We start from the raw sequence: 22332 nt of genomic DNA, 5'->3' as shown, positions 1-22332 counted from the left end.
CGCGCATGGCGATATGTCCTCACTCAGGGTGTCCGCGCCCTGGTTCGAAGAGACCGGCGGTGAGAGTTCCTGGCTCCCGGGGGCGTTCTTCCCCGGTGACAGTGGCGGGACCGCGCCGGATTCGCACCGGCTTCCTCTCCTGCCGCCGTAGTTGGCTCCGGCAGTCCACCACGGGGTCAGAACAGCCGTCAACTTGCTGTTGACCTGCGAAGGGAGAGTGTGCGAAGCCCCACACGCAGGTGGGGTGCGGGACGGTGTTCCGTCCCGCACCCCACGTGAAGTGATGCCGTGTTGTTCGGTTTTTGTCGGGTATCGGCCCGGTCGTCAGGCGACGATCAGGTAGATGCCGTACGCCACGGCCGCCGCGCACGCGGCGAAGCAGGCGTACGCGCCGGTCACCGCGAGGGCGGCGGAACCGCCCCGGGTGGCCCCGGACTCGCGCTTGGAGAGGCCGACGATGCCGAGGGTGAAGAGGCCGACGAGGGCCACGGTGACCACGAGGCTGGCTCCGAAGACGGAGCCGAGGGCTGCCCAGTCGATGTTCATGCTGTTCGTTCCTTAGACCGTGGCCGGGCGGGTGGGCTCGGTGGGGGCGCCGGCGTCCGGGGCCGGGATGGTGGCCGTCAGGCCGAGGTCGGCCGTGGCGACCGGGCCGGCCGGCGGCGGGGTGACCGCGGCGATCGCGGCGGTCACGACGCCCGCGGGCTCGTCCTGACCGTCGTTGACGTTGGCCATGGTGACCGGCTGGCGGCGCGAGAGCGTCCAGATGACTCCGGCGCCGGCCACGAGCAGCGCGCCCGTGGTGACGATGCCCCAGGTGCCCTGCTGGGTGAGGAACTCGGCACCGGCGCCGACGAGTCCGGCGGCCGGCAGGGTCAGGCCCCACGCGATGAACATGCGGCTCGCGGTCGACCAGCGGACGACCCCGCCCTTGCGGCCGAGGCCCGAGCCCATGACGGCGCCGGAGCAGGACTGCGTGGTGGAGAGCGAGAAGCCCAGGTGCGAGGAGGCGAGGATGACCGTGGCGGCGCTGGTCTGGGCGGCGAAGCCCTGCGGCGGCGCGAGGTCGGTGAGGCCCTTGCCCATGGTGCGGATGATGCGCCAGCCGCCCAGGTAGGTACCGAGCGCGATGGCCATGCCGGCCGACACGATGACCCAGGTGGGAGGGTTGGAGCCCGGCGCGAGGACACCGCCGGTGACCAGGGCGAGGGTGATGATGCCCATGGTCTTCTGCGCGTCGTTCGTGCCGTGGGCCAGCGAGACCAGGCCCGCGGAGGCGATCTGGCCCGCGCGGTACCCCTTGGCGGTCGCCTTCTCGTCGGCGCGCCGCCCGATCCGGTACGTCAGGCGCGTGGCCAGCATCGCGGCGAGTCCGGCGACGACCGGTGCGGCGACCGCGGGGATGAGCACCTTGGTGACGACGGTCGAGCCGTTCACCGACGACCAGCCGGCCGACATCACCGCGGCGCCGATGAGGCCGCCGAAGAGTGCGTGGGAGGAGCTGGAGGGCAGACCCAGGAGCCAGGTCAGCAGATTCCACAGGATGGCGCCGACGAGAGCCGCGAAGATGACCTCCGTACGGATGCCCTCCTCGTTGATGATGCCGCCGGAGATGGTCTTGGCGACCTCCACGGAGAGGAAGGCGCCGACGAGGTTCAGCGCGGCGGACATCGCCACCGCCGTCTTGGGCTTCAGAGCGCCGGTCGAGATGGTCGTCGCCATCGCGTTGGCAGTGTCGTGGAAACCGTTCGTGAAATCGAACACGAGAGCGGTGACGATCACGATCCCGAGGAGAAGCGTGATGTGTTCCATTTACCCAGGCTTCTGTTGGACGTCAGTGGCAATGGGAACGTAGGCAACCTGGGTGAACGGAAGATGAACTGGGGCGGGCAAAGCGGTGTCCCGATCGGCGTGGCGTCCCTCCGCTTGTGTGGAATTGGCACCCGAGGCGTCCCGCGGCAGGCGGAATCCCGGGCTCCTGGCCCCGCGCGAGGTGGCGCAGCCCGCGCGGGGACCCGCCGAGGAGATTCTGGTCACTCGGACCGCGGCGACGCTCGTCCTCGCCGCCGGACGGGACACCCGCCCTGGGAGGATCGCGCCATGGCTGAGCAGAGGTGGGACGCACGGGACGACCGGTCCGGACGGTCGGGGCCCCGCGACGCGGGGGAGCGGCAGGCGCCGGACCCCGAGGAGCGGCTGGCGGAGGCCTGGCGCGAACTCGTGGCGACGGCCCGCCGTACCGTCGCCGACGGGCTGGTCGTCGGCACGTCGGGCAACGTCTCGGTCCGCGTCGGGGACACCGTGCTGGTCACGCCCACGGGGGTGCCGTACGAGCGGCTGACACCCGCCGACCTCGTCGGAGTCGACCTGGACGGGCGCCAGGTGCGCGGGTCGCTGCGGCCGACGAGCGAGCTGCCCATGCACCTCGCGGTCTACCGCACCACCGACGCGCGTGCCGTCGTGCACACGCATGCCGTCCACGCGACGGCCGTCTCGACGCTCGTCCGCGAGCTGCCGCTGATCCACTACGTGTCCGGCACGCTCGGCGGACAGGTGCGGGTCGCCCCGTACGCCACGTACGGCACCGAGCGGCTGGCCGAGAACATGCTCCGGGCCCTCGTCGACCGCTCCGCCTGCCTCCTGCAGAACCACGGCACGATCGCCCACGGCGCCACGCTCGCCCAGGCCTACGACCGCACCGCCCAGCTGGAGTGGATGTGCCGCGTCTGGCTGACGGCCTCGTCCGTCCCCGGCCTCACCCCCACCCTCCTGACCCCCGCGCAGGCCGCGGAGGCGACCGCCCACCTGTCCCACTACGGCCAGCCGGAGTAACCGGCGAGGCCCGCCGTCGAACGCACCCGGCGGCGCCGAGCCACCCCCGCCCCGGCGGTCGTTACCGCTCTACCGGGGCAGGGGTAGGAATTCTCCCGCCGCGACGGCGCTCGCCCGAGGCGGACGCACCCGGCGGTGCCGACCCGCCTCCGCCCCGGCGGGCGTTACCGCTCTACCGAGGCAGGGGTAGGAATTCTCCCGCCGCGACGGCGCTCGCCCGAAGCGGACGCACCCGGCGGCGCCGAGCCACCCCCGCCCCGGCGGGCGTTACCGCTCTACCGAGGCAGGGGTAGGAATTCTCCCGCCGCGACGGCGCTCGCCCGAGGCGGACGCACCCGGCGGTGCCGAGCCACCCCCGCCCCGGCGGTCGTTACCGCTCTACCGAGGCAGGGGTAGGAATTCTCCCGCCGCGACGGCGCTCGCCCGAAGCGGACGCATCCGGCGGTGCCGAGCCACCCCCGCCCCCGGGGAGCCCCGCCGGGGCGAGGTGTTCCTCCCGCCGCGGCGCTCGGCCGAGGCGGACCTACTCGGCGGTGCCACAATCACCCTCCGCCCCCGGAGGCCCCCCCGGTGGGCGCCGCGGGGGCGGGACGCCCCACCGGCCCGGCCCCAGGCCGGGACAGAGCCCCCGGCCCCGGCGGGCGGAACGCGGCTCCCGGGGCCGGCGGGAAACGCCGAGCCCCCGCCCGCTGGCCGAGAGCGGGCTCCCCCGGGAGACTGGACCGGTGCGCACTGTCAGAGCGACGGCCGCCGCCGTCACCGTTGCCCTTGCCGCCGGCGCGGCATCCGTCGCCGCCGGCCGGTTCGCCAGCGATGCCGCGCTGAAGGCACCACCGGGCCGGCCCCTGCCCTCCGAACCCCGCCTCACCGTGCACTCCACGGCCGCGGGCCAGATCGCGCTGACCCGCGACCTGGCCTCGCTCCGCCCGGGCACGTACGGGCTGGGCGGCGACGGCTCCCACGCCGTCGTCGGCCCCGTCCTGGACACCGCCCCGCACCCCGCCGACACCGTCGTACGCCGACTGGAGCGCGTCACCCACGGCACCCTGAAACCCGGCGACAAGGTGTGGCTGACCCCGAACCTCCACGTGGGCGACCCGAGCGCCGCCCTCGGCCTGGAGCACGTCGACGTCGACATCCCCGGCGAGCCGGGCCCGCTGCCCGCCTGGTTCGTGCCCGGCGCCCGCGACACCTGGGTGATCACCGTGCACGGCCTCGGCACGACCCGCGAACACCCGATGAACGTCATGCCGTTCCTGCAGCGCAGGTATATCCCGGTCCTGGACCTCGCCTACCGCGGCGACCTCGGCGCGCCCCGCCCGCAGGACGGGCTGAACCACCTCGGCGAGACCGAGTGGCGCGACCTGGACGCGGCCATCCGCTTCGTCGTGGAGCAAGGGGCCGAGCACGTCATCCTGTACGGCTGGTCCACCGGAGCCACGATGGCGCTGCACGCCGCGGCGCACTCCGCGCTGCGCGACCGCATCTCCGGACTGGTGCTGGACTCGCCCGTGCTGAGCTGGGAGGCGACGCTGCGCGCCCTCGCCTCGGCCCGCCGCACGCCCGCCGCACTCCTGCCCCTCGCGGTCCGCGCCGCGCAGGGGCGCACGAGCCTGCACGGCGACCGCACCCGCGAGGTCGCGGACCCCGCGCGGCTCACCGTCCCGGTCCTGCTGCTGCACGGCCCGGACGACGTGATCGCCCCCTGGAGCACCTCGCGCCGCTTCGCCAGGAGCCGCCCGGACCTGGTCACCCTGCACACCGTACGGAACGCTCCGCACGGCGCCATGTGGAACGCCGACCCGGCCGAGTACGAGGAAGCACTCCGCCGCTTCCTGACCCCGCTGATGTGAAGCCCCCGGAAGCCGGAGAGCTTTAACGTCTTCCCGGCCCGGCCCAGGGGTGTCCCGTCACGTCAGTGCGCGTCGGCGTGACGGGGCATGACGCCGCATGACGGGACACCCCGGTGGCCGAGAACACTCACCCCCGACACCCCATCCCTTCCGTTTCCGCCTCGCGCGAGAGCCTGCTCGCACGCCCCGCGCACCCCGCGCACCCCCGTGCGGCGACCTCCCCGATCGGCCGCCGAGGCATTCCGTTTGGGTTTTCGGACTGTCAACCGGAAGACTGCACCTGTGACGTCCCGTAACCCGCGCGACTCCAGGCTCCGACTCGTCCGCCCGCGACCCCTCGCCGCCGCTCCCCGAGCGGTGACCCAGCGCCGCTCACGCCGCCCCGCACCCCGGCCGCCCGAGGGCACGCCGGCGCCCTCGGAGCTGGCCCGTATGGCCCGTGCCGGTCTGGCCGGCGCCGCCCGTGTCGCCCGCTGGGCCGACGCAGCGCTGCGTCCCGGCCGCGACGGCGCGACCCCCGACGACAGGGGCACCCTCTCCGCGGCCACCGCCGAACGCGCCGCCGCCGAACTCGGACTGACCCCCGCTCAGGTCTGCGCCGACTGGGACACCGCACGCCTGGCGGGCCTCATCGAGGTGCACGGCAACAGCGCGCGCCCCGGCTGGCGTCTGCGCGCCTGGAACCGCGACGACAGTGCCGTCCTGCGCGGCTGGGTCGCTCTGTTCGACGCCTGGTCGCTGGCGTATCCGGAGCCCGCGGGCCGGGAGCCCGCCGCCGTCGCCGAGGTCGTCTCCGCGATGCCCCAGGTGCTCTCCTTCCTCCAGCTGTCCGCGGGACCCGTGGACATGGCCCAGCTGCTCGACCTGCTCGAACAGCGCGTCTCCGAACTGCGCACCGAGCGCTGCGAGATCCCGTACGGCCCCCGGCCCGAACCGGCCGCGGAGACCGAGGTCGCCGACACCCCGCCCGCCCCCCTCCTCGACTGGGCCCTGCGCGCCCTCGCCTCCGTGGGCGCTCTCACCTTCGCCGACGGGCAGGCCACGCTCACCCCGCTCGGCAGCTGGGCGGTCTGGGTCAAGCTGGAGCAGATCTGCGTCGCCGCGCAGAGCCCCGCGGGGAACATCGAGCAGCCCGCCGAGGACATGCTCCGCGGCTGCGCCCAACTGCGCCCCAACGCGGCCCGCGCCGAGTACCGGGCGTGGCTCGCCGCCCGTCCCGTCGGCAGCGCCGTCACCGAACTCCTGAACGCCGCCCGCGGCGAGGACGCCCTGCTGCGCGGTCTCGCCTTCGAGGCCCTGCGCGTCGTCGGTGCCCCCGCCGAGCCCGACGTGCGCGCCGTCTCCGACGAGACCCCGCTGCGCCCCTACGCACTGCTGTGGCTCGCGGAGCACGAGGGCCACGACCCGGAGGACGTCCACGAGGTGCTCACCCGGGAGGAGGCCACCTGGCTGTGGGTGGACACGGCGGCCGCCGTCGCCGACCACGGGGAAGCCCCGCTGCTCGTGCGGCACTTGGAGTCCGCCGTGCAGCCGACCGTGCCGGCGCTGCTCGACGAGGTGCGCGCGGTCGGGCACCCCCGGACCGTCCAGGTGCTGGTCGCGCTCGCCGCGGCCCACCCGGACCCCGCCCTCGCCAAGGCCGTGCGCCGGGCCGCGTTCCAGGTGCACACCGGAGGGAGCTGACGGAGGGGCCCAGGCCCCGGCCGCGGGCCCCCACGCCCCAGTCCCGGACGTCTACGGCCCATCTCCCGGACGTCTGCGCCCCCGTCCCGGGCGCCCACGCCCGGTCTCGGGCGAGGCGGCTACGCCGCGGTCTCCGGGGCGTACGTCCCGAAGCTCCATATGTTGCCCTCGAGGTCGCGGGCCATATAGTCCCGGGACCCGTAGTCCTGGTCCGTGGGGGGCATCAGGATCTCCGCGCCGTGGTCCACGGCCTGCTGGTGATGTGCGTCGACGTCGTCGACCACCACGTACACCCCGGCGGGCCCGGCGTCCTTCATGGCCGTGTCGAAGACGCCGCCGCGACCCTTGGAGCCCAGCATCACCGCGCCGTTGCCCTGCACCAGCTCCGCGTGCGTCACCGCGCCGTCCTCACCCTCGTACACCGACAGCTCGGTGAAGCCGAAGGCCTCCGTCAGCTGCCTGATCGCCGCCTTGGCGTCCGCGTACAGCAGCGTCGGGTAGATGCTCGGGCGGCTGCCGTCCCTGCCCGCCATACCGACCACTCCCTCTCGTCTCCGTGCCCGATGTGACCTGTTCCACAGTCTCCCACCGCCCACTGACAACGCCCCGGCGAGCGGACGACGGCCCGCACCCCGCCTCGGCGGAGACGCCGCGCCTCAGCGGAACGTGTCGCACCGCGTCATGTCGCCGGTGCGGTAACCCTCGCGGAACCACTGCTGGCGCTGCTCCGCCGAGCCGTGCGTCCACGAGTCCGTGTTCACCCCGCCCTGGAACTTCTCCTGGATCCGGTCGTCGCCGACGGCCGCCGCCGCGTCCAGGCCGTCACTGATGTCGGCGGCCGTGAGGCTGGTGATCAGCGGCCGACCGGTGGACTCGTCCTTCGCGGTGGTCGCGTGATGCGCCCACACGCCCGCATAGCAGTCGGCCTGCAGCTCCACCCGTACCGAGTTGCTGTCCGCGCCGGTGCGCCCGTCCTGCGCCCGGCCCAGCGTTCCCGTGAGGTCCTGCACATGGTGTCCGTACTCGTGGGCCACCACGTACGCCTGCGCGAACGGGCCGCCCCGCGCACCGAACTTCGACCGCAGCTCACCGAAGAAGTCCAGGTCCAGATAGACCTTGCGGTCCCCGGGACAGTAGAAGGGCCCGACGGCGGACGTCGCCGTCCCGCACCCGGTGCCGACCCGCTCGCTGAAGAACACCGTCGGCGACGAGGTGTACGCGGCACCGCGGCGCTCCAGCTCCTGCCCCCAGTAGTCCTGGACGCTGTTGACCACCGCCACGACGCGGCAGTCCTCCTTGGCGTTGGCGTCCCGCCCCGTCCGGCAGTCCTGGCGGACCTGGTCGAGGGAGGAGGAGGCCGGGGCGGGCCCGTCGTCCGACGAGAGCCCCAGCTGGTCGGGGCCCACCCCGAAGAACAGGCCCAGAAGGAGGGCGATCACGCCCGCGACGCCACCGCCGATGGTGGCGCCGCCGCCGGGAATCCGGCTGCCCCGCACATCCTGCACCTCCGAGGTGTCCAGACGTGCGTCGTCGTCGAACTGCATGGGCGTACCACCCTCTGGGTCTGTCGTTCCGCGGCGGCCATCCTCTGTGCGGCGCCCTGTCCAGCGTCGGGCGGACGTCCGAACGGGCGACGCGCCCCCGTCCGGCCGCCGTGTCCCGACGCCCCCGCCACCCGGCCCCGCCTACGCTCTGCGCCTGATCCGTGGGGCCGGGCAACCGCAGGGGGACAAGGGTGGTCGTACTGCCGATCGAGAAGACCAGGCCGGATCCGGCGGCCCCGTACAAGGGGTCGGCCACTGACTCCGGCCGGGTGACCACCACGGCGCGTCCCCTGTACCCGCGAACCGTTCCCCGAATCCTGCGCCGGTTCCTCCCCGCCGCCGTCGCCCTTCTCCTCGCCGTTCCCCTCCTGGCCGCGGCCCACCGGGCCAGGCCCGCCCCCTACGGCGACCACCTCACCGTCCCCGCGCGCGTGGAGCACACGGCACCGGTCCGGCTGCGGACCGGCGGCAACGCCGTCGAGGCGTACGACGGGGCGACCGGAAGCCCCCGCTGGACCTACACCCGTGCCGGGCGGCGCCCCCTGGCCGTGCTCCACGCGCGCGTGCACGCGATCACCCTCTGGGACGACGGGCTGGTCACCGACACCGCGCCGGACGGCGCCTCGGTCCGCTGGCATCGCGCCCTGCCCGGAGCCGCCGGCTGGCTCGCCGCCCGCGGGGGACGCGGCGTCCTGCGGACGCTCGGCCCGGCGGCCCGCATGCTCGCCGTGATCACCCCGGAGCGGATCGCCGCCTACCGCACCGCCGACGGGGATCTGCGCTGGGTCCTGCCCGCCCAGCCGGGCTGCGCCTTCACCCCCGGACGGGCCGCGCGCCACGGCGGAACACTGCTGCTCGCGCAGCCGTGCGCCGCCGACGCCGCCTGGACGGGCCAGATCGTCGCCGTGGACGACCTCGGCCGGGTCACACCCCGCAGGACACCGCTGGGCAACGGGCGGCCGGGCACCGGACACCCGCACGCAGAAAAAGTGCTTGCACAGCCCCGTTAGACTTGGCCCATGGCCATTCTCCTCGCGCATTAGACGGCGGGAACGTCATCAGCCGTCCAGTCCGTCAACGACCCTGCCCAGGAGTCTGTCCGTGATTTCCGCCTCCGGTATCGAGCTGCGCGCCGGCGCTCGTGTCCTCATCGAGTCCGCCACCTTCCGCATCGCCAAGGGCGACCGCATCGGTCTGGTCGGCCGCAACGGCGCGGGCAAGACCACGCTCACCAAGGTCCTCGCAGGTCAGGGCATCCCCGCCGCGGGCACCGTCACCTGCTCCGGCGAGGTCGGCTACCTGCCGCAGGACCCGCGCACCGGCGACCTCGACGTGCTCGCCCGCGACCGCATCCTCTCCGCCCGCGGCCTCGACACCCTGATCCGCAAGATGCGGGAGAACGAACAGCGCATCGCGGGCGGCTCGGGCGCCACCCGCGAGAAGGCCATGCGGCAGTACGAGCGCCAGGAGACGGAGTTCCTCACCAAGGGCGGGTACTCCGCCGAGGCCGAGGCCGCCACCATCGCCGCCGCGCTCAACCTGCCCGACCGGGTCCTCGGCCAGCCCCTGCACACGCTCTCCGGCGGTCAGCGCCGCCGTGTCGAGCTGGCCCGCATCCTCTTCTCGGACGCGGACACGCTGCTGCTCGACGAGCCGACGAACCACCTCGACGCCGACTCCATCGTCTGGCTGCGCGACTACCTCAAGTCCTACCGCGGCGGCTTCATCGTGATCTCCCACGACGTCGACCTCGTGGAGACGGTCGTCAACAAGGTCTTCTACCTGGACGCCAACCGCGCCCAGATCGACGTCTACAACATGGGCTGGAAGCTCTACCAGCAGCAGCGCGAGTCCGACGAGAAGCGCCGCAAGCGCGAGCGGCAGAACGCCGAGAAGAAGGCGTCCGCACTCCATTCGCAGGCCGACAAGATGCGGGCCAAGGCCACCAAGACCGTCGCCGCGCAGAACATGGCCCGCCGCGCCGACAAGCTGCTCGCCGGCCTCGAGGCCGAGCGGAAGTCGGACAAGGTCGCCAAGCTCCGCTTCCCGGAGCCCGCACCCTGCGGCAAGACCCCCCTGATGGCCGAGGGCCTGTCGAAGTCGTACGGATCGCTGGAGATCTTCACCGATGTCGACCTGGCCATCGACAAGGGCTCGCGCGTCGTCATCCTGGGGCTGAACGGCGCCGGCAAGACGACCCTGCTGCGGCTGCTCGGCGGCGCCGAGAAGCCCGACACCGGCCAGGTCATCGAGGGACACGGCCTCAAGCTCGGCTACTACGCGCAGGAGCACGAGACCCTCGACCCCGAGCGCACGGTCCTGGAGAACATGCGCTCCGCCGCCCCCGACCTGGATCTGGTCGAGGTCCGCAAGACCCTCGGCTCCTTCCTGTTCTCCGGTGACGACGTCGACAAGCCGGCCGGTGTGCTGTCCGGCGGCGAGAAGACCCGTCTCGCGCTCGCGACCCTGGTCGTCTCCTCCGCGAACGTCCTGCTCCTCGACGAGCCGACGAACAACCTCGACCCGGCCAGCCGCGAGGAGATCCTGGGCGCGCTGCGCACCTACAAGGGCGCCGTCGTCCTTGTGACCCACGACGAGGGCGCGGTCGAGGCCCTCCAGCCGGAGCGGATCATCCTGCTGCCCGACGGCGTCGAGGACCTGTGGGGCGCCGACTACGCCGATCTGGTCGCCCTGGCCTGACCCCCGGCCCGGCCGCCCGGGGCGCGGACCGGGCTTGATCGAATGACTGATCCACCGCTCATGGATCATTCGGCCGATCCGTGATCCCTCATCTGTGTGAGATCTCCTCATACCGAGGTGTGTCCTACATCGATTTCGCGGCCGAGTCCCCGGTTCCCGGGACTCGGCCGCATCGCGTTGCTGACCTGCTGCTTCGCGCGCGAACCCGTTCAGCCGTACGCCGGAGACAGGGCGGAAGCACAGGTTCCACTCGTGGGGACGGGCTCCTGTCGTCAAAACCTTGTCTCACCGACCTTGCCGAATGGGTGGCCATCACGCCGGGAAGGGGTGATCATGAGAAGACCAGAGCGCACTTCCCACGAGGAGGCACGGGTGGCCGAGACTCTGAAGAAGGGCAGCCGGGTAACCGGCGCCGCGCGCGACAAGCTCGCGGCAGACCTGAAGAAGAAGTACGACTCCGGTGCGAGCATCCGAGCGCTGGCCGAGGAAACCGGTCGCTCGTATGGCTTCGTCCACCGGATGCTCAGCGAGTCCGGCGTCACACTCCGAGGACGTGGCGGTGCGACGCGGGGCAAGAAGGCCGCTTCGGCCTGAGGCCGGACGTCCCCATCGGCTTTCGGTGGTGGCCACCCGGTCGGTCGGTTGATCGACCGGGTGGTTACTGTGCAGTCACTTGAGGATGCCGTCGTACGGCATCCGCTGTGACCGCACTCATCGGAGGCTTGCCATGGCTTCGCTCGACCCGGTACTCGACAAGGACGGCGTACGGCTCACCGTCGACGAGGCAGTCGCCACGGTGACGTTGACCAACCCGGTCAAGCGCAATGCCCAGAGTCCTGCTCTGTGGCGGGCGTTGACGCAGGCCGGGCGGGCACTGCCGGGCACCGTCCGGGTGGTGGTGCTGCGCGCCCAAGGCAAGTCCTTCTCCGCGGGGCTCGACCGGCAGGCGTTCACGCCCGAGGGTTTCGACGGCGAGCCGTCGTTCATCGACCTCGCGCGTGGCTCCGACGCCGAGCTCGACGCGACCATCGCCGAGTACCAGGAGGCGTTCACCTGGTGGCGGCGCAGCGACATCGTGTCCATCGCCGCCGTGCAGGGTCACGCCATCGGCGCGGGTTTCCAGCTCGCGCTCTCCTGTGACCTGCGCGTCGTCGCCGACGACGTGCAGTTCGCCATGCGTGAGACGAGCCTGGGGCTGGTGCCCGACCTCACGGGCACGCACCCGCTGGTGAGCCTCGTGGGGTACGCCCGCGCGCTGGAGATCTGCGCGACCGGCCGCTTCGTGACGGCCGAGGAGGCCGAGCGCACCGGGCTCGCCAACCTCGCCGTACCCGCCGGGCAGCTCGACGCCGCCGTCCAGGACCTGGCCGGCGCGCTGCTGGCCGCGCCGCGCGACGCCGTCGTGGAGACCAAGGCGCTGCTGCGCGGTGCGCAGGAACGCTCCTACGAGGAGCAGCGGACCGCCGAACGTGCGGCCCAGGCCCGCCGCCTGCGGGACCTGGCCGGAATCGGCGACTAGCGCCCGCGCCCGGGCGTCCCGGCCGCAGCGACCAGGACGCACCGGGCCCGTACTCGCGGAGGAACCGCGACACCCGGCCGGCCCCCGGGGCGCCGGCCGGAACACCCCTGGCCGGTGGCGCCGGCGGGCCCCGTGTACGCGCGCCGCGCTCACCTCGCCGTCCAGGCACACGGGCACCCGCGGCCGGACCCGGGGTTCTCCGACGGCGCCCTCCGCGGCGCGCTTCCGGAGCCGTCCGCACGTGCACGGACGGCTCCGCTCCGGACGGAGGCGGGCGGCGTCCGGTCCTCAGTCGGTCGCGGTGACCAGTACCGCCACCGACGGGCGGTCGGACAGGACGTCCGCCACCGCGGCCCGAACGGCACGGGCCGCGTCGAGGGCCCGGGCGTCCGCCGTGACGGCGATCTCCACGCGGACATGACGGCGCGGCAGGGCGCCGCCGCCGTCCGCGGCATCACCCGTTCGGTCCTCGATGTGGACCGGACGGCCCAGCACCTCCGTCAGCCGGGCCACTCCGGGGACGGCCAGCGCGGCCGCGGCCACCAGCGACTCCTCACCGGGACCGGCGGGTCCGGCCGCGGGCCGCCGTTCGTCGGCGCGGGCAGCGGGCGTCCCGCCGTCGTCCAGCAGCCCCGTCACCCGCAGATCCACCTCCGCGACCCGCAGGCCCAGCCGCTCCGTCGCCGCCGCGAGCAGCGCCGCCCGCAGCCGGGCCGCCGTCGTCGGAAGAGGCTCCGCTCCCGGCGCCGTGGGGTCCGCCGAGGCCAGGAACTCCGCGTTCACGCGGAGCGGCCCGGGCGGCAGGGCGCTGGGCGGCGCCGGCACGGCGGCGTCGTACACCTCGTCCGGGTCCGCGAGGGCGACCCTGAGTGTGCCCAGGCGGACGCCGCCGACCGGGTGTGCCGCACGCCGCAGCACCGAGTCGACCGCCGCCTCCGTGATCCAGGCCCCGTCGCGGGCGCTGCCCAGGGGCAGCAGCCGGCCGAGCCTCAGCTGATTCCGTACCGCTTGCGTCCATCGGTCCGCCGTCATTCCTCCAGCCTGCCGCATCCCCGGCGCGAGATGGCGCAACCCCGCTTACTGTGGGTGAAGAAGGACGAACGAAAGGGATAAACGGCTATGACCGACATGACGGAGCGGAACCGCCCGGACAGCCGTGAGGGCGAGAACGCGGGCGGTACGCAGGCGGGCAGGACCAGTGTGACGAAGCGAGGCGGTGGGGACCCGGGCGGCCGGGGCCGGACCACCATCGCGGACGGAGTGGTGGAGAAGATCGCCGGACTCGCGACCCGGGACGTGCCCGGCGTGCACGCCATGGGAAGCGGAATGAGCCGGACCTTCGGGGCGATGCGCGACCGGGTGCCCGGCAGCGGCGGCCAGAAGTCCGTGACACGCGGCGTCAAGGCCGAGGTGGGCGAGCTGCAGACCGCGCTCGACCTGGAGATCGTGGTCGAGTACGGCGTGTCGATCACGGACCTGTCCCGCGAGGTACGGGAGAACGTGATCGCGGCCGTCGAGCGCATGACGGGGCTCGAGGTCGTCGAGGTCAACATCGCTGTCAGCGACGTGAAGCTGCCGGACGAGGAGGACGAGGAGCCGGAGTCACGGCTGCAGTGACACCGGACCCCCGGACTGTTGAGGAGCGCACATGAATTGGGCCGTGATCGGCATGATCGCCGGAATGGCACTGGGCTTCGCCGGGTACTTCGGCGGGTTCGGGGCCTTCCTGCTGGTGGCGGCCCTGGGGGCCGTCGGCTTCGTCGTCGGGAAGTTCGTCGAGGGCGATCTGGACAGCAGTGACTTCTTCCGCAGCCGTGACGACCGGCGGCGGTGACGCGTGCCGCCCCGGACCGACCGGCTCGCCGAGGCACGGCCTCCGGTGACGGCCGTCGCGGCGGCTGAGCGAGGCGCCACCCGGATCGCCGACCGGGTCGTCGCGAAGATCGCCTCGCAGGCGGCCTCCGAGGCGCTGGACGTGCCGCCGGCCGGCACGGGACGCCCGCACGCCTCGGTCGCCGTGCACCACGGGACCGCCCGCGTCAGCGTCAGCCTCGAACTCGACTACCCCTCGGACATCGGCGGCCAGTGCCACGCGGTGCGTCGTCAGGTCGCCCAGCGGGTGCGGGCCCTGGCGGGACTGGAGGTACCGGAGGTGGCCGTACACGTGGAGCGGCTGCACCTGCCACCTGCCTACGGAGCGGCACAGGGGAGGACGCGGTGAGCGAGCCCCGGGAGCACGAGAAACCGTCCGGCGGCAGCACCCGGCGGCTGCCCGTCATGGAGAAGCGCGCCGAGGACGGGACGGACGGCGGATTCGGCCGGTCCGCCTCCGCGGCCACCCCCGAACCCCCGCCCACCTCCGACGACGAGGGCGGACGCGCGGGCCGCTTCTGGTCGTCCCGCCGCGTGCCCGCCGGCATCGTCGCGCTGCTGGTCCTCGCGGGCGCCGGTCTCCTCCTCTACGACGTCGTGGCCGTCCGCGCCGGCCACAAGGCCCTGCACTGGCGCAGGTCACTGGCCCGTCAGCTGGCCGAACGGCCGCTCGACGACACGTGGGTGCTCGTCGGCGCCGGGATCGCCGCGGCACTCGGACTCTGGCTGCTTCTCCTCGCCCTGACGCCCGGTCTGCGTGACGTGCTGCCGATGCGGCGCGGCCACGCCGACGTCCGCGCCGGACTGCACCGGGGCCTGGCCGCCATGGTGCTGCGGGACCGGGCCATGGAGGTCGCCGGGGTGCGCGCGGCCAAGGTGCGTGTCAAGCGCCGCAGGGTCGACGTCCGTGCGGTCTGCCACTTCCGTGAACTCGACGATGTACGCGCCGACTTGGACGCCACGCTGACCGACGGCATCCGGGGGCTCGGGCTCGCCCGGCAGCCCGCGCTGACGCTGCACGTCGGACGTCCCGGCCGGAAGGGATAGGTGAGGTCCGGTGCTCAGGACCGTCAACCGTGTGCTGCTGGGGATCGCCGGGCTGGTGCTCGTCGCCCTCGGGGGTTCCGTGCTGGCCGTCGGGCTGGGGCTGAAACCGCCCTCCTGGTGGATCCACGACGGGCGGCACGACGTGCTGCTGACCGCTGCCGAGCGGAGCCGGTGGCGGGACGAGGGCTGGTGGTGGTGGGCCGTCATCGCCGCGCTCGCCGTCCTGGTGCTGCTGGCCCTGTGGTGGCTGGCGGCCGTGCTGCGGCGGCGCAGGCTCGCCGACGTACTCGTCGACACCGGCGACGGCGAGGGTGCGCTGCTGCGCGGTCGCGCAGTGGAGGGCGTACTGGCCGGTGAGGCGGGTGAGCTGGAGGGCGTCGAGCGGGCCCAGGTGCGGCTGGGCGGGCGCCGCACCGCCCCGTGGACGCGGGTCCAGCTCGTGCTGGAGCCGTATGCGGACCCCGGCAACACGCTGAACCTGCTCACGACGGAGGCGCTGGAGCACGCCCGTGAATCGGCGGGCCTGGCGGCGCTGCCCTCGGAGGTACACCTCCGCGCGGCCAAGCACCGCCCCGAACGCGTCACCTGAGCAGAGGCCACCCTGCCGGGTTCCCGTCCCTGCCGGGCTCCGCCCCGCCGGTGCCGGGACTGCCTCTGCTCGGGCCGGCGCCCTGTCCAGCTCCTGCCCCTCGGAACCCGCCGGGCGTGCGGAAGCGGCCCCGGGGCTGGAACCGGGGGACGGGGATCCGGAGCCGCTCGGGGCTCTAGAAGCCGTGGCGCATGCCGCCGTCGACCGACAGCATGACGCCCGTCAGGTACGACGCGGCGGGCGAGAGCAGAAACGCGGCGGCGCGGCCGAACTCCTCCGGCCTGCCGTAGCGCCGCAGCGGGATACGGGACTCGTTGGCCGCGCGGGTGGCCTCCGGGTCGGCGGACAGGGCGTCGAGTTCGCGGACGCGGTCCGTGTCGATGCGGGCGGGCAGCAGGCCGACGACGCGGATGCCGCGCGGTCCCAGCTCGTCCGCGAGGGACTTGGCGAACCCCGCGAGGCCCGGGCGCAGACCGTTGGAGATGGTCAGCCCCGGAATCGGCTCGTGCACCGAGCCGGAGAGGACGAACCCGATGACCCCGCCCTCGCCGAGCTCCGCGGCGGCGGCCCGGGCCAGCCGCACCGCGCCCAGGAAGACGGACTCGAACGCCGCGGCCCACTGCTCGTCCGTGGTGTCGGCGACGAACCCGGGCGCCGGGCCGCCGACGCTGATCAGCACCCCGTCGAAGCCGCCGAAGTGCTCACGGGCCGCCTCGATCACCCGGTCCGTGGTCCGCGGGTCGGCGTTGTCCGCGGCGACCCCGACCGCGTTCGGGCCGAGCACCCCGGCGGCCTCGGCGACGCTCTTCTCGTCGCGCCCCGTGATGACCACCTTCGCCCCGTCGGCGACCAGCTCGCGCGCGGCGGCGCTGCCCAGGCCACGGGTGGCCCCCGTGACGACGTACACCCGGTCCTTCAGTCCAAGATCCATGGCTCCTATCCTGCCCCCTCGCCCTCATACAGGGCTAGGGCGGTGCTCACCAGGCCGATGTGACTGAACGCCTGCGGGAAGTTGCCCAGCTGGCGGCCCGCGACGGGGTCGTACTCCTCGGAGAGCAGGCCGACGTCGTTGGTGAGCCCGACCAGCCGGTCGAACATGCGGCGCGCCTCCTGCTTGCGGCCGATCAGATGCAGGGCGTCCGCGAGCCAGAAGGAGCAGACGAGGAACGTGGCCTCGTCGCCCGGCAGCCCGTCGACGAGGTTCGCGGCGGTGCTGTAGCGGCGGACGAAGCCGCTGTGGCCGAGTTCCCGCGCGATCGCCTCGACCGTCCCGACGACCCGCGGATCGTCGGGCGGCAGGAAACCGACGCGGGGGATGAGCAGCGTGGAGGCGTCCAGCTCCTGGGAGCCGTAGGACTGCGTGAAGCTGTTCCGTCCGGGGTCGTAGCCGCGCTCGCACACCTCCCGGTGCACCTCGTCGCGCATCGCGCGCCAGCCCTCCAGGTCCCCGCTGAGCTGCGGGTCGCGTTCCAGTGCGCGGACCGCGCGGTCGGCGGCCACCCATGCCATCACCTTGGAGTGCACGAAGTGCCGGCGCGGTCCGCGCACCTCCCACAGCCCCTCGTCCGGCTGCCGCCACGCCGTCCGCAGGAACTCCATCAGCGCGACCTGCAGCCGCCACATGTGCGGTTTCATCGGCAGGCCCGCCTCGCGGGCCAGCGAGAGCGAGTCGATGACCTCGCCGTAGACGTCCAGCTGGAGCTGGCGCACGGCGTCGTTGCCGACCCGCACCGGTGACGAGTCCGCGAAGCCGGGCAGCCACGGCAGCACGTACTCGGTCAGCCGGCGCTCGCCGGAGAGGCCGTACATGATCTGCAGTTCCGCCGGGTCGCCCGCGACCGCCCGCAGCAGCCAGTCACGCCACGCCTCGGCCTCCTCGTGGTACCCGGCCGCGAGCAGCGCGCCGAGCGTGAGGGTGGAGTCGCGCAGCCAGCAGTAGCGGTAGTCCCAGTTGCGGATGCCGCCCAGCTCCTCGGGGAGCGAGGTGGTGGGGGCGGCGACGATCCCGCCGGTCGGCGCGTAGGTGAGGGCCTTCAGGGTGATCAGGGAGCGTACGACGATGTCCCGGTGCGGGCCGGCGTAGTTGCAGCGTGCCGCCCACCGCTGCCAGTCGTCCAGGCTGGACCGCAGGGCCTCGTACGGATCCACGAGCCGCGGGCGCGGCTGGTGCGAGGGATGCCACGTGAGGACGAAGGCGACCTTCTCGCCCGCCCCGACGGTGAACTCCGAGTGCGTGCAGAAGTCCTTGCCCCAGGTGCGCACGGGCGGATCGCTGCGCAGCCATACCGCGTCCGGGCCGGCGACGGCGACCCGGTGACCGTCCCCGAGCCTGCGCATCCACGGCACGACGATGCCGTAGTCGAAGCGCAGCCTGAGGGCGCTGCGTACCGTCACCCGGCCGCTGAGGCCCTCGATGACGCGTACGACGTCGGGGGCACGGTCGCGCTGCGGCATCAGGTCGGTGACGCGGACCGCGCCCTCCGCCGTCTCCCACTCGGTGTCGAGCACCAGTGAGTCGGGCCGGTAGGCGCGGCGGGTGCAGAGCTCCGCGTCCTTGGGGGCGATGCGCCACTGGCCGTGTTCGTCGTCGCCCAGCAGTGCCGCGAAGCAGGCCGGGGAGTCGAACCGCGGCAGGCACAGCCAGTCGATGGAACCGTCACGTCCCACCAGTGCGGCCGTCTGTTCGTCCCCGATGAGCGCGTAGTCCTCGATGCGTCGTTGCACGCACACTGGGTTCCCGAGTGCGGCGACCGCCAATCGGGCCGCCGGAGTGGCACGTGGGCCGCGCGGTCCGGCCGAGCGGCCGGACGGCCGCACATCTGACCTCGGGAGGGACACCGCGCGCCCCCGGAATGCCCGTTCACCGGGCCGGCCCGGAGGGTCTAGACGGGCGCCGGGGCCGCCTCGGGGGCGGACTCCTTCGCGGCGGCCTCCGCCCGGTCCCGGCGCTCCCGGCGCACCAGCACGAACCAGCCCACGGGGACACCGGCCGAGAACAGCCACCACTGGACGGCGTACGCCATGTGCGGACCGATGTCGCCGTGCTCGGGATCGGGGATCAGCTCGGGGGAGCCGCCCCGGGGCGCGGGCGCGGTCTGCTCGACATAGCCGCCTAGGACCCGCTTGCCGAGCTGCCGGGCCTGCTGGCCGCTGCTGATCAGCATGATCTGGCGGTCGGGCAGGCCCCGCACGTTCTTGATGCCGCTCTCGGCGGTCGTCTCGTCGGCCATCAGCCGGCCGGTGACGGTGATCTCGCCCCGCGCGGGCGCCGGGACCTTCGGGAACTGCGTCTGTACGCCGGTCGCGGGGATCCAGCCCCGGTTCACCAGCAGCACCCGCCCGTCGTCCAGGACGAACGGGGTCAGGACATGGAAGCCGACCTCGCCGTCGGCGTTCGTACGGCGGCGGACGACGACCTCGTGCGCCGGGTCGAAGGTGCCCCGCGCGGTGACGCGGCGGTACAGGTCGTCGTGCGCGACGGTCCTGCCGGGGGCGGTGAGCGTCTCGGCGGGCACCGGCTTCGCGGCCAGCGACGTGGCGATCACCTCGTTGAGCGCCACCTTGTGCTCGTGGCGGTGCAGCTGCCAGAAGCCCAGCTCGATCATGGTCGGGATGAGCGCGAGCGTCAGGAGGGTGAGGATCACCCACTGCCGGGACAACAGGAAGCGGTACACCCCACTGACGGTACCCCGCACGTGCCGGCCCCCGCCGGGAGGGTCCCGGCGGGGGCTCGGCGTCCGGGTCCGGCCCGGGTTCAGACCTTGTCGGTGATTCCCGCCCTCCCCTCGGCGCGGGCGCAGTGCGCGCCGCAGTACCAGTGCCCCTCGACCTCGACACCCTGACCGATGATCTGGACGCGACAGTGCTCGCAGATGGGGGCCATCCGGTGGATCGCGCAGGAGAAGCAGTCGAAGACGTGCACGGCGCCCTGCGCGTGCACCTCGAACGTCATGCCGTAGTCGTTGCCACAGACTTCACATCTCGCCATGCGCCACAGGGTGGGGCGCCGGCGCGGCCCGGGCGAGCGGGCTGCGGGCGAGTCGCCCGGCAATCACCCGTCTGACGTCCGGGGCGTGCGCCCCGTCACGCTCCGGACGCCGGCTCCACGTCCCGCAGCAGCTGGCCGAACGCGGCCTCGTCGATCACCGGCGTGCCGTACTGCCGGGCCTTGACCACCTTGGACGTACCCGATTCGGGATCGTTCGTGACGAGCAGGCTGGTGAGCCGGGACAGGCTCGTCGCGATGTGCAGCCCGGCCTCGACGGCCCGGTCCTCCAGCAGTTCCCGCTCGACCGACGTGTCACCCGAAAAGGCGACACGCATGCCCTGCTTGAGGGGTTTGCCCGCTTCGTACCGGCCCGGGTTGGGGTACGGGCACACGGGCCGCTTGCGTGACGGCCGCCAACTGCCCGGCCGGTAACCGCCGGAGGGGTATCCGCCCGAGGCCTGCTGTCCGATCCGCGGTGTGCCGGACCACTCGGTGAGCGGCCGGCATTCGAGCAGGGGCAGCCGGACCCCGCCGCGCGCCGCCGCCCGCAGGCTCGGGCGGAACGCCTCGGCCAGCACGCGCGCGTCGTCCAGCGCGTGGTGCGCCCGCTGCTGCACGACGCCGAAGTGTGCGGCCAGCGACTCCAGCTTGTGGTTCGGCAGCGGCAGCCCCAGCTCCTTGGCGAGCGCGATGGTGCACAGTCGCTGGCGCACCGGCGCCTCGCGCTCGGCGCGCGCGTACTCCCGGGCGATCATCGACCAGTCGAAGACCGCGTTGTGCGCGACGAGTACGCGGTCCGCCAGCCGGGACGCGAACTCCTCGGCGATGTCCGGGAAGAGCGGTGCCCCTTCGAGCACCTCGCTCGTCAGGCCGTGGATCCACACCGGGCCGGGGTCCCGCTCCGGGTTGACCGTCGTGTACCAGTGGTCCTCGACCTCGCCGCGCGCGTCCAGCCGGTAGACGGCGGCCGAGATGATCCGGTCGTCCCGGGCCAGGCCGGTGGTCTCCACGTCAACGACCGCGTATCCCTTCGGATACGCGGCCGGCCAGGCGGCGGGGAGCGCTGCGGTCGCGAGGTCTTCGAGCATGGTTCACGAGGATACGGGTCGGCGCCGACAGTGACGGCCCGGACCCGAAGCCCGTCGGGTCCCGGCGCGTGGCGAACGGCCGGTGGCGGCGCGGTGGCGTAGATGCGCTGCGGTGGCGACCTCCTGACGGATTATCAGTGCAATTCCTCTGAAAACGGACGCGCTTCACCGGTCCCGAAGGCGGGGTCCGTCACGTGTGCGACCACGTCACGCCTTCACCGGCAGCCCGTCCACCGGGGCCGGTACGGAGACGGTGAGATCCACACCGAGCGCATTGGCAGGCTGCCCCGGCCCGTCGAGTTCGTGTTCGACGCGCCCTCGCACCACCGTGTCCACCACCCCTCCCAAGGCGGCTGCCCGGACCGGAACTTCGGGGGATCCTCATCGTCCGGGACCGGATCTTCGGGTCGTTCGTGCCCGAGGCCGAGCGGCCCGTCCACGGCCTCGCCGAGAACATCGACACGTACAACCCCGCGCGCGTCGCCACTCACGAGTACGTCGCCATCGCCAAGGTCCTCAAGGCTGCCCGCGGTTGGCGCGAGCGTGCGGGGCGCGTCCTCCGCGGGCCGGTCCGGCAGCCCGCTCGGCCGGCCGCCGAACCGACGCCGGTCGCGGAGCCCGTCGCGTGAACCCACGCCACGCGCGTGTGGCGCTCGCCGCCCTCGGCGTCGCGGTTCCGGTGGATCTGGTCTGCCTGACGGCCGGCCTCGGTCCCGGACACGCCGTCGCCGAACCGCTGTTGATGCCCCTCCTGGCCGCTCACACTGCTCGCGGCCTGATCCACACGACCACGTGTTGCAGCTCCCCGCTGAAGCCGCCGTGGTAGCGGGCCTTACGGCCGTGGCGGGACGGCAGACGAGCTCAGAGCTGGGTTTCGCCGCCGTCCACGGCCAGCTCGATGCCGGTGGTGTACGTGGCATCGAAGGCGAGGAACGCGGCCGCCTTGGCGAACTCTTCGACGGTGCCGTAGCGCTTCATGGGGTTGCTCGCGGTCCGCTCCGCCCTGAACTGGTCAGCGGCCTCTTCGGACAAGTTCATCGTTTCCAGAATCCCCGAGTCGATGGGACCCGGGCTGATCGCATTGACACGGATTCCCCGCGGAAGCAGCTCGCGGGAGAAGGTGCGGGCCATCGAGCGCAGCGCCGCCTTGCCGGCCGCATAGACGCTGGTGTCCACCATGCCGATGACGTTCGCGATCGAGGTGGTGAGGACGATGCCGGCGTTCGCGCTCAGCAGCGGAGCGAGCTTCTGCACAGTGAAGAAGGCGCCCTTGACGTTGATCGCGAACAGTTCGTCGTACACGTCCTCGGTCGTCGACTCGAGTGGCGTGAGGGGTGAGATGCCGGCGTTGACGAACAAAGCCTCGATCGAGCCGAGCTCGCTCTTTGCACGGCCGACGAGCATATCCAGGTCGGACAGTGAGGCCACATCCGCCCGGACGGCCACGGCATTCCCGCCGAGCCGCTCGCGTGCCGCGTCGAGCTTGGCCTGAGAACGGCCGGTGATCACCACGCGGGCTCCGCCTCGCACCAGCAGCTCCGCCAGCGCGAGCCCCATGCCGCTGCTGCCACCCGTGATCACTACATTCTTGTCGCTGTACTCACCCATAACCGAGGT

Annotated in this window: 24 protein-coding genes, 1 pseudogene and 1 riboswitch; of the genes and pseudogenes, 14 read left to right on the top strand and 11 right to left on the bottom strand. The window is 73.1% G+C overall.

All coding sequences use genetic code 11. The features are described from left to right. Positions 1 to 42: 42 nt before the first annotated feature. A riboswitch (cobalamin riboswitch) is annotated at positions 43 to 186 on the bottom strand. 138 nt (positions 187 to 324) lie between these two features. Then, positions 325 to 546: a hypothetical protein gene (locus ACFYP4_RS32165; RefSeq protein ID WP_358855081.1), complete on the bottom strand. Its 222-nt coding sequence runs from the start codon at positions 544 to 546 to the stop codon at positions 325 to 327. Between the two features lie 12 nt (positions 547 to 558). Beyond that, positions 559 to 1812 carry an inorganic phosphate transporter gene (locus ACFYP4_RS32160; RefSeq protein ID WP_358855082.1) on the bottom strand — a complete coding sequence of 418 codons (1254 nt, stop codon included), beginning with the start codon at positions 1810 to 1812 and terminating at the stop codon, positions 559 to 561. Positions 1813 to 2100: 288 nt separating this feature from the next. Here ACFYP4_RS32160 and ACFYP4_RS32155 point away from each other — a divergent pair, with 288 nt between their 5' ends. From ACFYP4_RS32155 to ACFYP4_RS32145, 3 genes are all read left to right on the top strand, one after another. Beyond that, on the top strand, positions 2101 to 2832 hold the full coding sequence (locus ACFYP4_RS32155) for a class II aldolase/adducin family protein (protein ID WP_388790254.1): 732 nt from the start codon (positions 2101 to 2103) through the stop codon (positions 2830 to 2832). 725 nt (positions 2833 to 3557) lie between these two features. After that, positions 3558 to 4685, top strand: coding sequence for an alpha/beta hydrolase family protein (locus ACFYP4_RS32150; RefSeq protein WP_388790251.1), 1128 nt, complete (start codon positions 3558 to 3560; stop codon positions 4683 to 4685). Between the two features lie 282 nt (positions 4686 to 4967). Continuing rightward, on the top strand, positions 4968 to 6368 hold the full coding sequence (locus tag ACFYP4_RS32145) for a hypothetical protein (RefSeq protein WP_388790248.1): 1401 nt from the start codon (positions 4968 to 4970) through the stop codon (positions 6366 to 6368). Positions 6369 to 6487: 119 nt separating this feature from the next. Here the strand turns inward: ACFYP4_RS32145 and ACFYP4_RS32140 are convergent, their stop codons facing one another. Together ACFYP4_RS32140 and ACFYP4_RS32135 are read right to left on the bottom strand one after the other, a co-directional pair. Then, positions 6488 to 6901, bottom strand: coding sequence for a VOC family protein (locus ACFYP4_RS32140; protein ID WP_358853401.1), 414 nt, complete (start codon positions 6899 to 6901; stop codon positions 6488 to 6490). Between the two features lie 123 nt (positions 6902 to 7024). Continuing rightward, on the bottom strand, positions 7025 to 7912 hold the full coding sequence (locus ACFYP4_RS32135) for a neutral zinc metallopeptidase (protein WP_358853402.1): 888 nt from the start codon (positions 7910 to 7912) through the stop codon (positions 7025 to 7027). A gap of 191 nt (positions 7913 to 8103) precedes the next feature. Between ACFYP4_RS32135 and ACFYP4_RS32130 the strand changes: the two genes are divergently transcribed. The 4 genes from ACFYP4_RS32130 to ACFYP4_RS32115 all read left to right on the top strand — a co-directional run bounded on the left by ACFYP4_RS32130 (position 8104) and on the right by ACFYP4_RS32115 (position 12131). Then, on the top strand, positions 8104 to 8922 hold the full coding sequence (locus tag ACFYP4_RS32130) for a hypothetical protein (protein WP_358853403.1): 819 nt from the start codon (positions 8104 to 8106) through the stop codon (positions 8920 to 8922). A gap of 91 nt (positions 8923 to 9013) precedes the next feature. Beyond that, entirely contained in the window at positions 9014 to 10612 is a 1599-nt protein-coding gene (locus tag ACFYP4_RS32125) for an ABC-F family ATP-binding cassette domain-containing protein (protein ID WP_388790243.1), read from the top strand. A gap of 372 nt (positions 10613 to 10984) precedes the next feature. Further along, positions 10985 to 11206 carry a helix-turn-helix domain-containing protein gene (locus tag ACFYP4_RS32120; protein ID WP_006123601.1) on the top strand — a complete coding sequence of 74 codons (222 nt, stop codon included), beginning with the start codon at positions 10985 to 10987 and terminating at the stop codon, positions 11204 to 11206. Positions 11207 to 11339: 133 nt separating this feature from the next. Continuing rightward, the gene (locus ACFYP4_RS32115) at positions 11340 to 12131 is read left to right on the top strand and encodes an enoyl-CoA hydratase/isomerase family protein (RefSeq protein WP_358853405.1); all 792 of its coding nucleotides are present in this window, start codon (positions 11340 to 11342) and stop codon (positions 12129 to 12131) included. A 288-nt stretch (positions 12132 to 12419) separates the two neighbouring features. Here the strand turns inward: ACFYP4_RS32115 and ACFYP4_RS32110 are convergent, their stop codons facing one another. Continuing rightward, entirely contained in the window at positions 12420 to 13163 is a 744-nt protein-coding gene (locus ACFYP4_RS32110) for a nucleopolyhedrovirus P10 family protein (RefSeq protein ID WP_358853406.1), read from the bottom strand. A gap of 87 nt (positions 13164 to 13250) precedes the next feature. Here ACFYP4_RS32110 and ACFYP4_RS32105 point away from each other — a divergent pair, with 87 nt between their 5' ends. The 5 genes from ACFYP4_RS32105 to amaP are packed head-to-tail and all read left to right on the top strand — an operon-like array spanning position 13251 to position 15639. Further along, positions 13251 to 13748 carry an Asp23/Gls24 family envelope stress response protein gene (locus tag ACFYP4_RS32105; protein ID WP_358853407.1) on the top strand — a complete coding sequence of 166 codons (498 nt, stop codon included), beginning with the start codon at positions 13251 to 13253 and terminating at the stop codon, positions 13746 to 13748. A 31-nt stretch (positions 13749 to 13779) separates the two neighbouring features. After that, the gene (locus ACFYP4_RS32100) at positions 13780 to 13965 is read left to right on the top strand and encodes a hypothetical protein (RefSeq protein WP_358853408.1); all 186 of its coding nucleotides are present in this window, start codon (positions 13780 to 13782) and stop codon (positions 13963 to 13965) included. 3 nt (positions 13966 to 13968) lie between these two features. Further along, entirely contained in the window at positions 13969 to 14352 is a 384-nt protein-coding gene (locus tag ACFYP4_RS32095) for an Asp23/Gls24 family envelope stress response protein (protein ID WP_358853409.1), read from the top strand. Further along, positions 14349 to 15050, top strand: coding sequence for a DUF6286 domain-containing protein (locus tag ACFYP4_RS32090; RefSeq protein WP_358853410.1), 702 nt, complete (start codon positions 14349 to 14351; stop codon positions 15048 to 15050). The genes ACFYP4_RS32095 and ACFYP4_RS32090 overlap by 4 nt, the downstream gene beginning before the upstream one ends. A gap of 10 nt (positions 15051 to 15060) precedes the next feature. Then, entirely contained in the window at positions 15061 to 15639 is a 579-nt protein-coding gene (amaP, locus tag ACFYP4_RS32085; protein ID WP_358853411.1) for an alkaline shock response membrane anchor protein AmaP, read from the top strand. Positions 15640 to 15814: 175 nt separating this feature from the next. Here the strand turns inward: amaP and ACFYP4_RS32080 are convergent, their stop codons facing one another. From ACFYP4_RS32080 to ACFYP4_RS32060, 5 genes are all read right to left on the bottom strand, one after another. Then, on the bottom strand, positions 15815 to 16570 hold the full coding sequence (locus ACFYP4_RS32080; protein ID WP_358853412.1) for an SDR family oxidoreductase: 756 nt from the start codon (positions 16568 to 16570) through the stop codon (positions 15815 to 15817). Between the two features lie 5 nt (positions 16571 to 16575). Next, on the bottom strand, positions 16576 to 18363 hold the full coding sequence (locus ACFYP4_RS32075; RefSeq protein WP_388790236.1) for a glycoside hydrolase family 15 protein: 1788 nt from the start codon (positions 18361 to 18363) through the stop codon (positions 16576 to 16578). A gap of 158 nt (positions 18364 to 18521) precedes the next feature. Further along, positions 18522 to 19313, bottom strand: coding sequence for an SURF1 family protein (locus ACFYP4_RS32070; RefSeq protein WP_388790233.1), 792 nt, complete (start codon positions 19311 to 19313; stop codon positions 18522 to 18524). Between the two features lie 80 nt (positions 19314 to 19393). Further along, the gene (locus ACFYP4_RS32065) at positions 19394 to 19627 is read right to left on the bottom strand and encodes a hypothetical protein (protein ID WP_307063999.1); all 234 of its coding nucleotides are present in this window, start codon (positions 19625 to 19627) and stop codon (positions 19394 to 19396) included. A 95-nt stretch (positions 19628 to 19722) separates the two neighbouring features. After that, a complete protein-coding gene (locus ACFYP4_RS32060; protein ID WP_358853415.1) occupies positions 19723 to 20715 on the bottom strand; it encodes a DEDDh family exonuclease in 993 nt (330 codons plus the stop codon). Positions 20716 to 20973: 258 nt separating this feature from the next. Here ACFYP4_RS32060 and ACFYP4_RS32055 point away from each other — a divergent pair. Beyond that, a pseudogene (locus ACFYP4_RS32055) lies at positions 20974 to 21344 on the top strand (sterol desaturase family protein); the annotation flags it as partial. Next, positions 21341 to 21541 carry a hypothetical protein gene (locus tag ACFYP4_RS32050; RefSeq protein ID WP_358853416.1) on the top strand — a complete coding sequence of 67 codons (201 nt, stop codon included), beginning with the start codon at positions 21341 to 21343 and terminating at the stop codon, positions 21539 to 21541. The pseudogene ACFYP4_RS32055 and the gene ACFYP4_RS32050, both read left to right, overlap by 4 nt. A 35-nt stretch (positions 21542 to 21576) precedes the next feature. On the opposite strand, the gene ACFYP4_RS32045 is transcribed toward ACFYP4_RS32050, so the two are convergent. Next, complete coding sequence (locus ACFYP4_RS32045) at positions 21577 to 22323, bottom strand: SDR family oxidoreductase (protein ID WP_358853417.1); 747 nt, start codon at positions 22321 to 22323, stop codon at positions 21577 to 21579. Positions 22324 to 22332 lie beyond the last annotated feature (9 nt).

The sequence above is a fragment of the Streptomyces sp. NPDC005551 genome, assembly GCF_042871785.1.
In the GTDB taxonomy this organism is placed as follows: Bacteria; Actinomycetota; Actinomycetes; order Streptomycetales; family Streptomycetaceae; genus Streptomyces.
The sequence above is the reverse complement of the archived record's forward strand: the minus strand, read 5'-3'. Positions and strand labels throughout refer to the sequence as shown.

Bases quoted from the DNA above. Each gene is read 5' to 3' on its own strand.
- ACFYP4_RS32105 (WP_358853407.1), top strand. From the start codon at position 13,251: ATGACCGACATGACGGAGCGGAACCGCCCGGACAGCCGTGAGGGCGAG.
- ACFYP4_RS32135 (WP_358853402.1), bottom strand. From the start codon at position 7,912: ATGCAGTTCGACGACGACGCACGTCTGGACACCTCGGAGGTGCAGGAT.
- ACFYP4_RS32155 (WP_388790254.1), top strand. From the start codon at position 2,101: ATGGCTGAGCAGAGGTGGGACGCACGGGACGACCGGTCCGGACGGTCG.
- ACFYP4_RS32110 (WP_358853406.1), bottom strand. From the start codon at position 13,163: ATGACGGCGGACCGATGGACGCAAGCGGTACGGAATCAGCTGAGGCTC.
- ACFYP4_RS32045 (WP_358853417.1), bottom strand. From the start codon at position 22,323: ATGGGTGAGTACAGCGACAAGAATGTAGTGATCACGGGTGGCAGCAGC.
- ACFYP4_RS32100 (WP_358853408.1), top strand. From the start codon at position 13,780: ATGAATTGGGCCGTGATCGGCATGATCGCCGGAATGGCACTGGGCTTC.
- ACFYP4_RS32140 (WP_358853401.1), bottom strand. From the start codon at position 6,901: ATGGCGGGCAGGGACGGCAGCCGCCCGAGCATCTACCCGACGCTGCTG.
- ACFYP4_RS32160 (WP_358855082.1), bottom strand. From the start codon at position 1,812: ATGGAACACATCACGCTTCTCCTCGGGATCGTGATCGTCACCGCTCTC.
- ACFYP4_RS32065 (WP_307063999.1), bottom strand. From the start codon at position 19,627: ATGGCGAGATGTGAAGTCTGTGGCAACGACTACGGCATGACGTTCGAG.
- ACFYP4_RS32165 (WP_358855081.1), bottom strand. From the start codon at position 546: ATGAACATCGACTGGGCAGCCCTCGGCTCCGTCTTCGGAGCCAGCCTC.
- ACFYP4_RS32060 (WP_358853415.1), bottom strand. From the start codon at position 20,715: ATGCTCGAAGACCTCGCGACCGCAGCGCTCCCCGCCGCCTGGCCGGCC.
- ACFYP4_RS32115 (WP_358853405.1), top strand. From the start codon at position 11,340: ATGGCTTCGCTCGACCCGGTACTCGACAAGGACGGCGTACGGCTCACC.
- ACFYP4_RS32080 (WP_358853412.1), bottom strand. From the start codon at position 16,570: ATGGATCTTGGACTGAAGGACCGGGTGTACGTCGTCACGGGGGCCACC.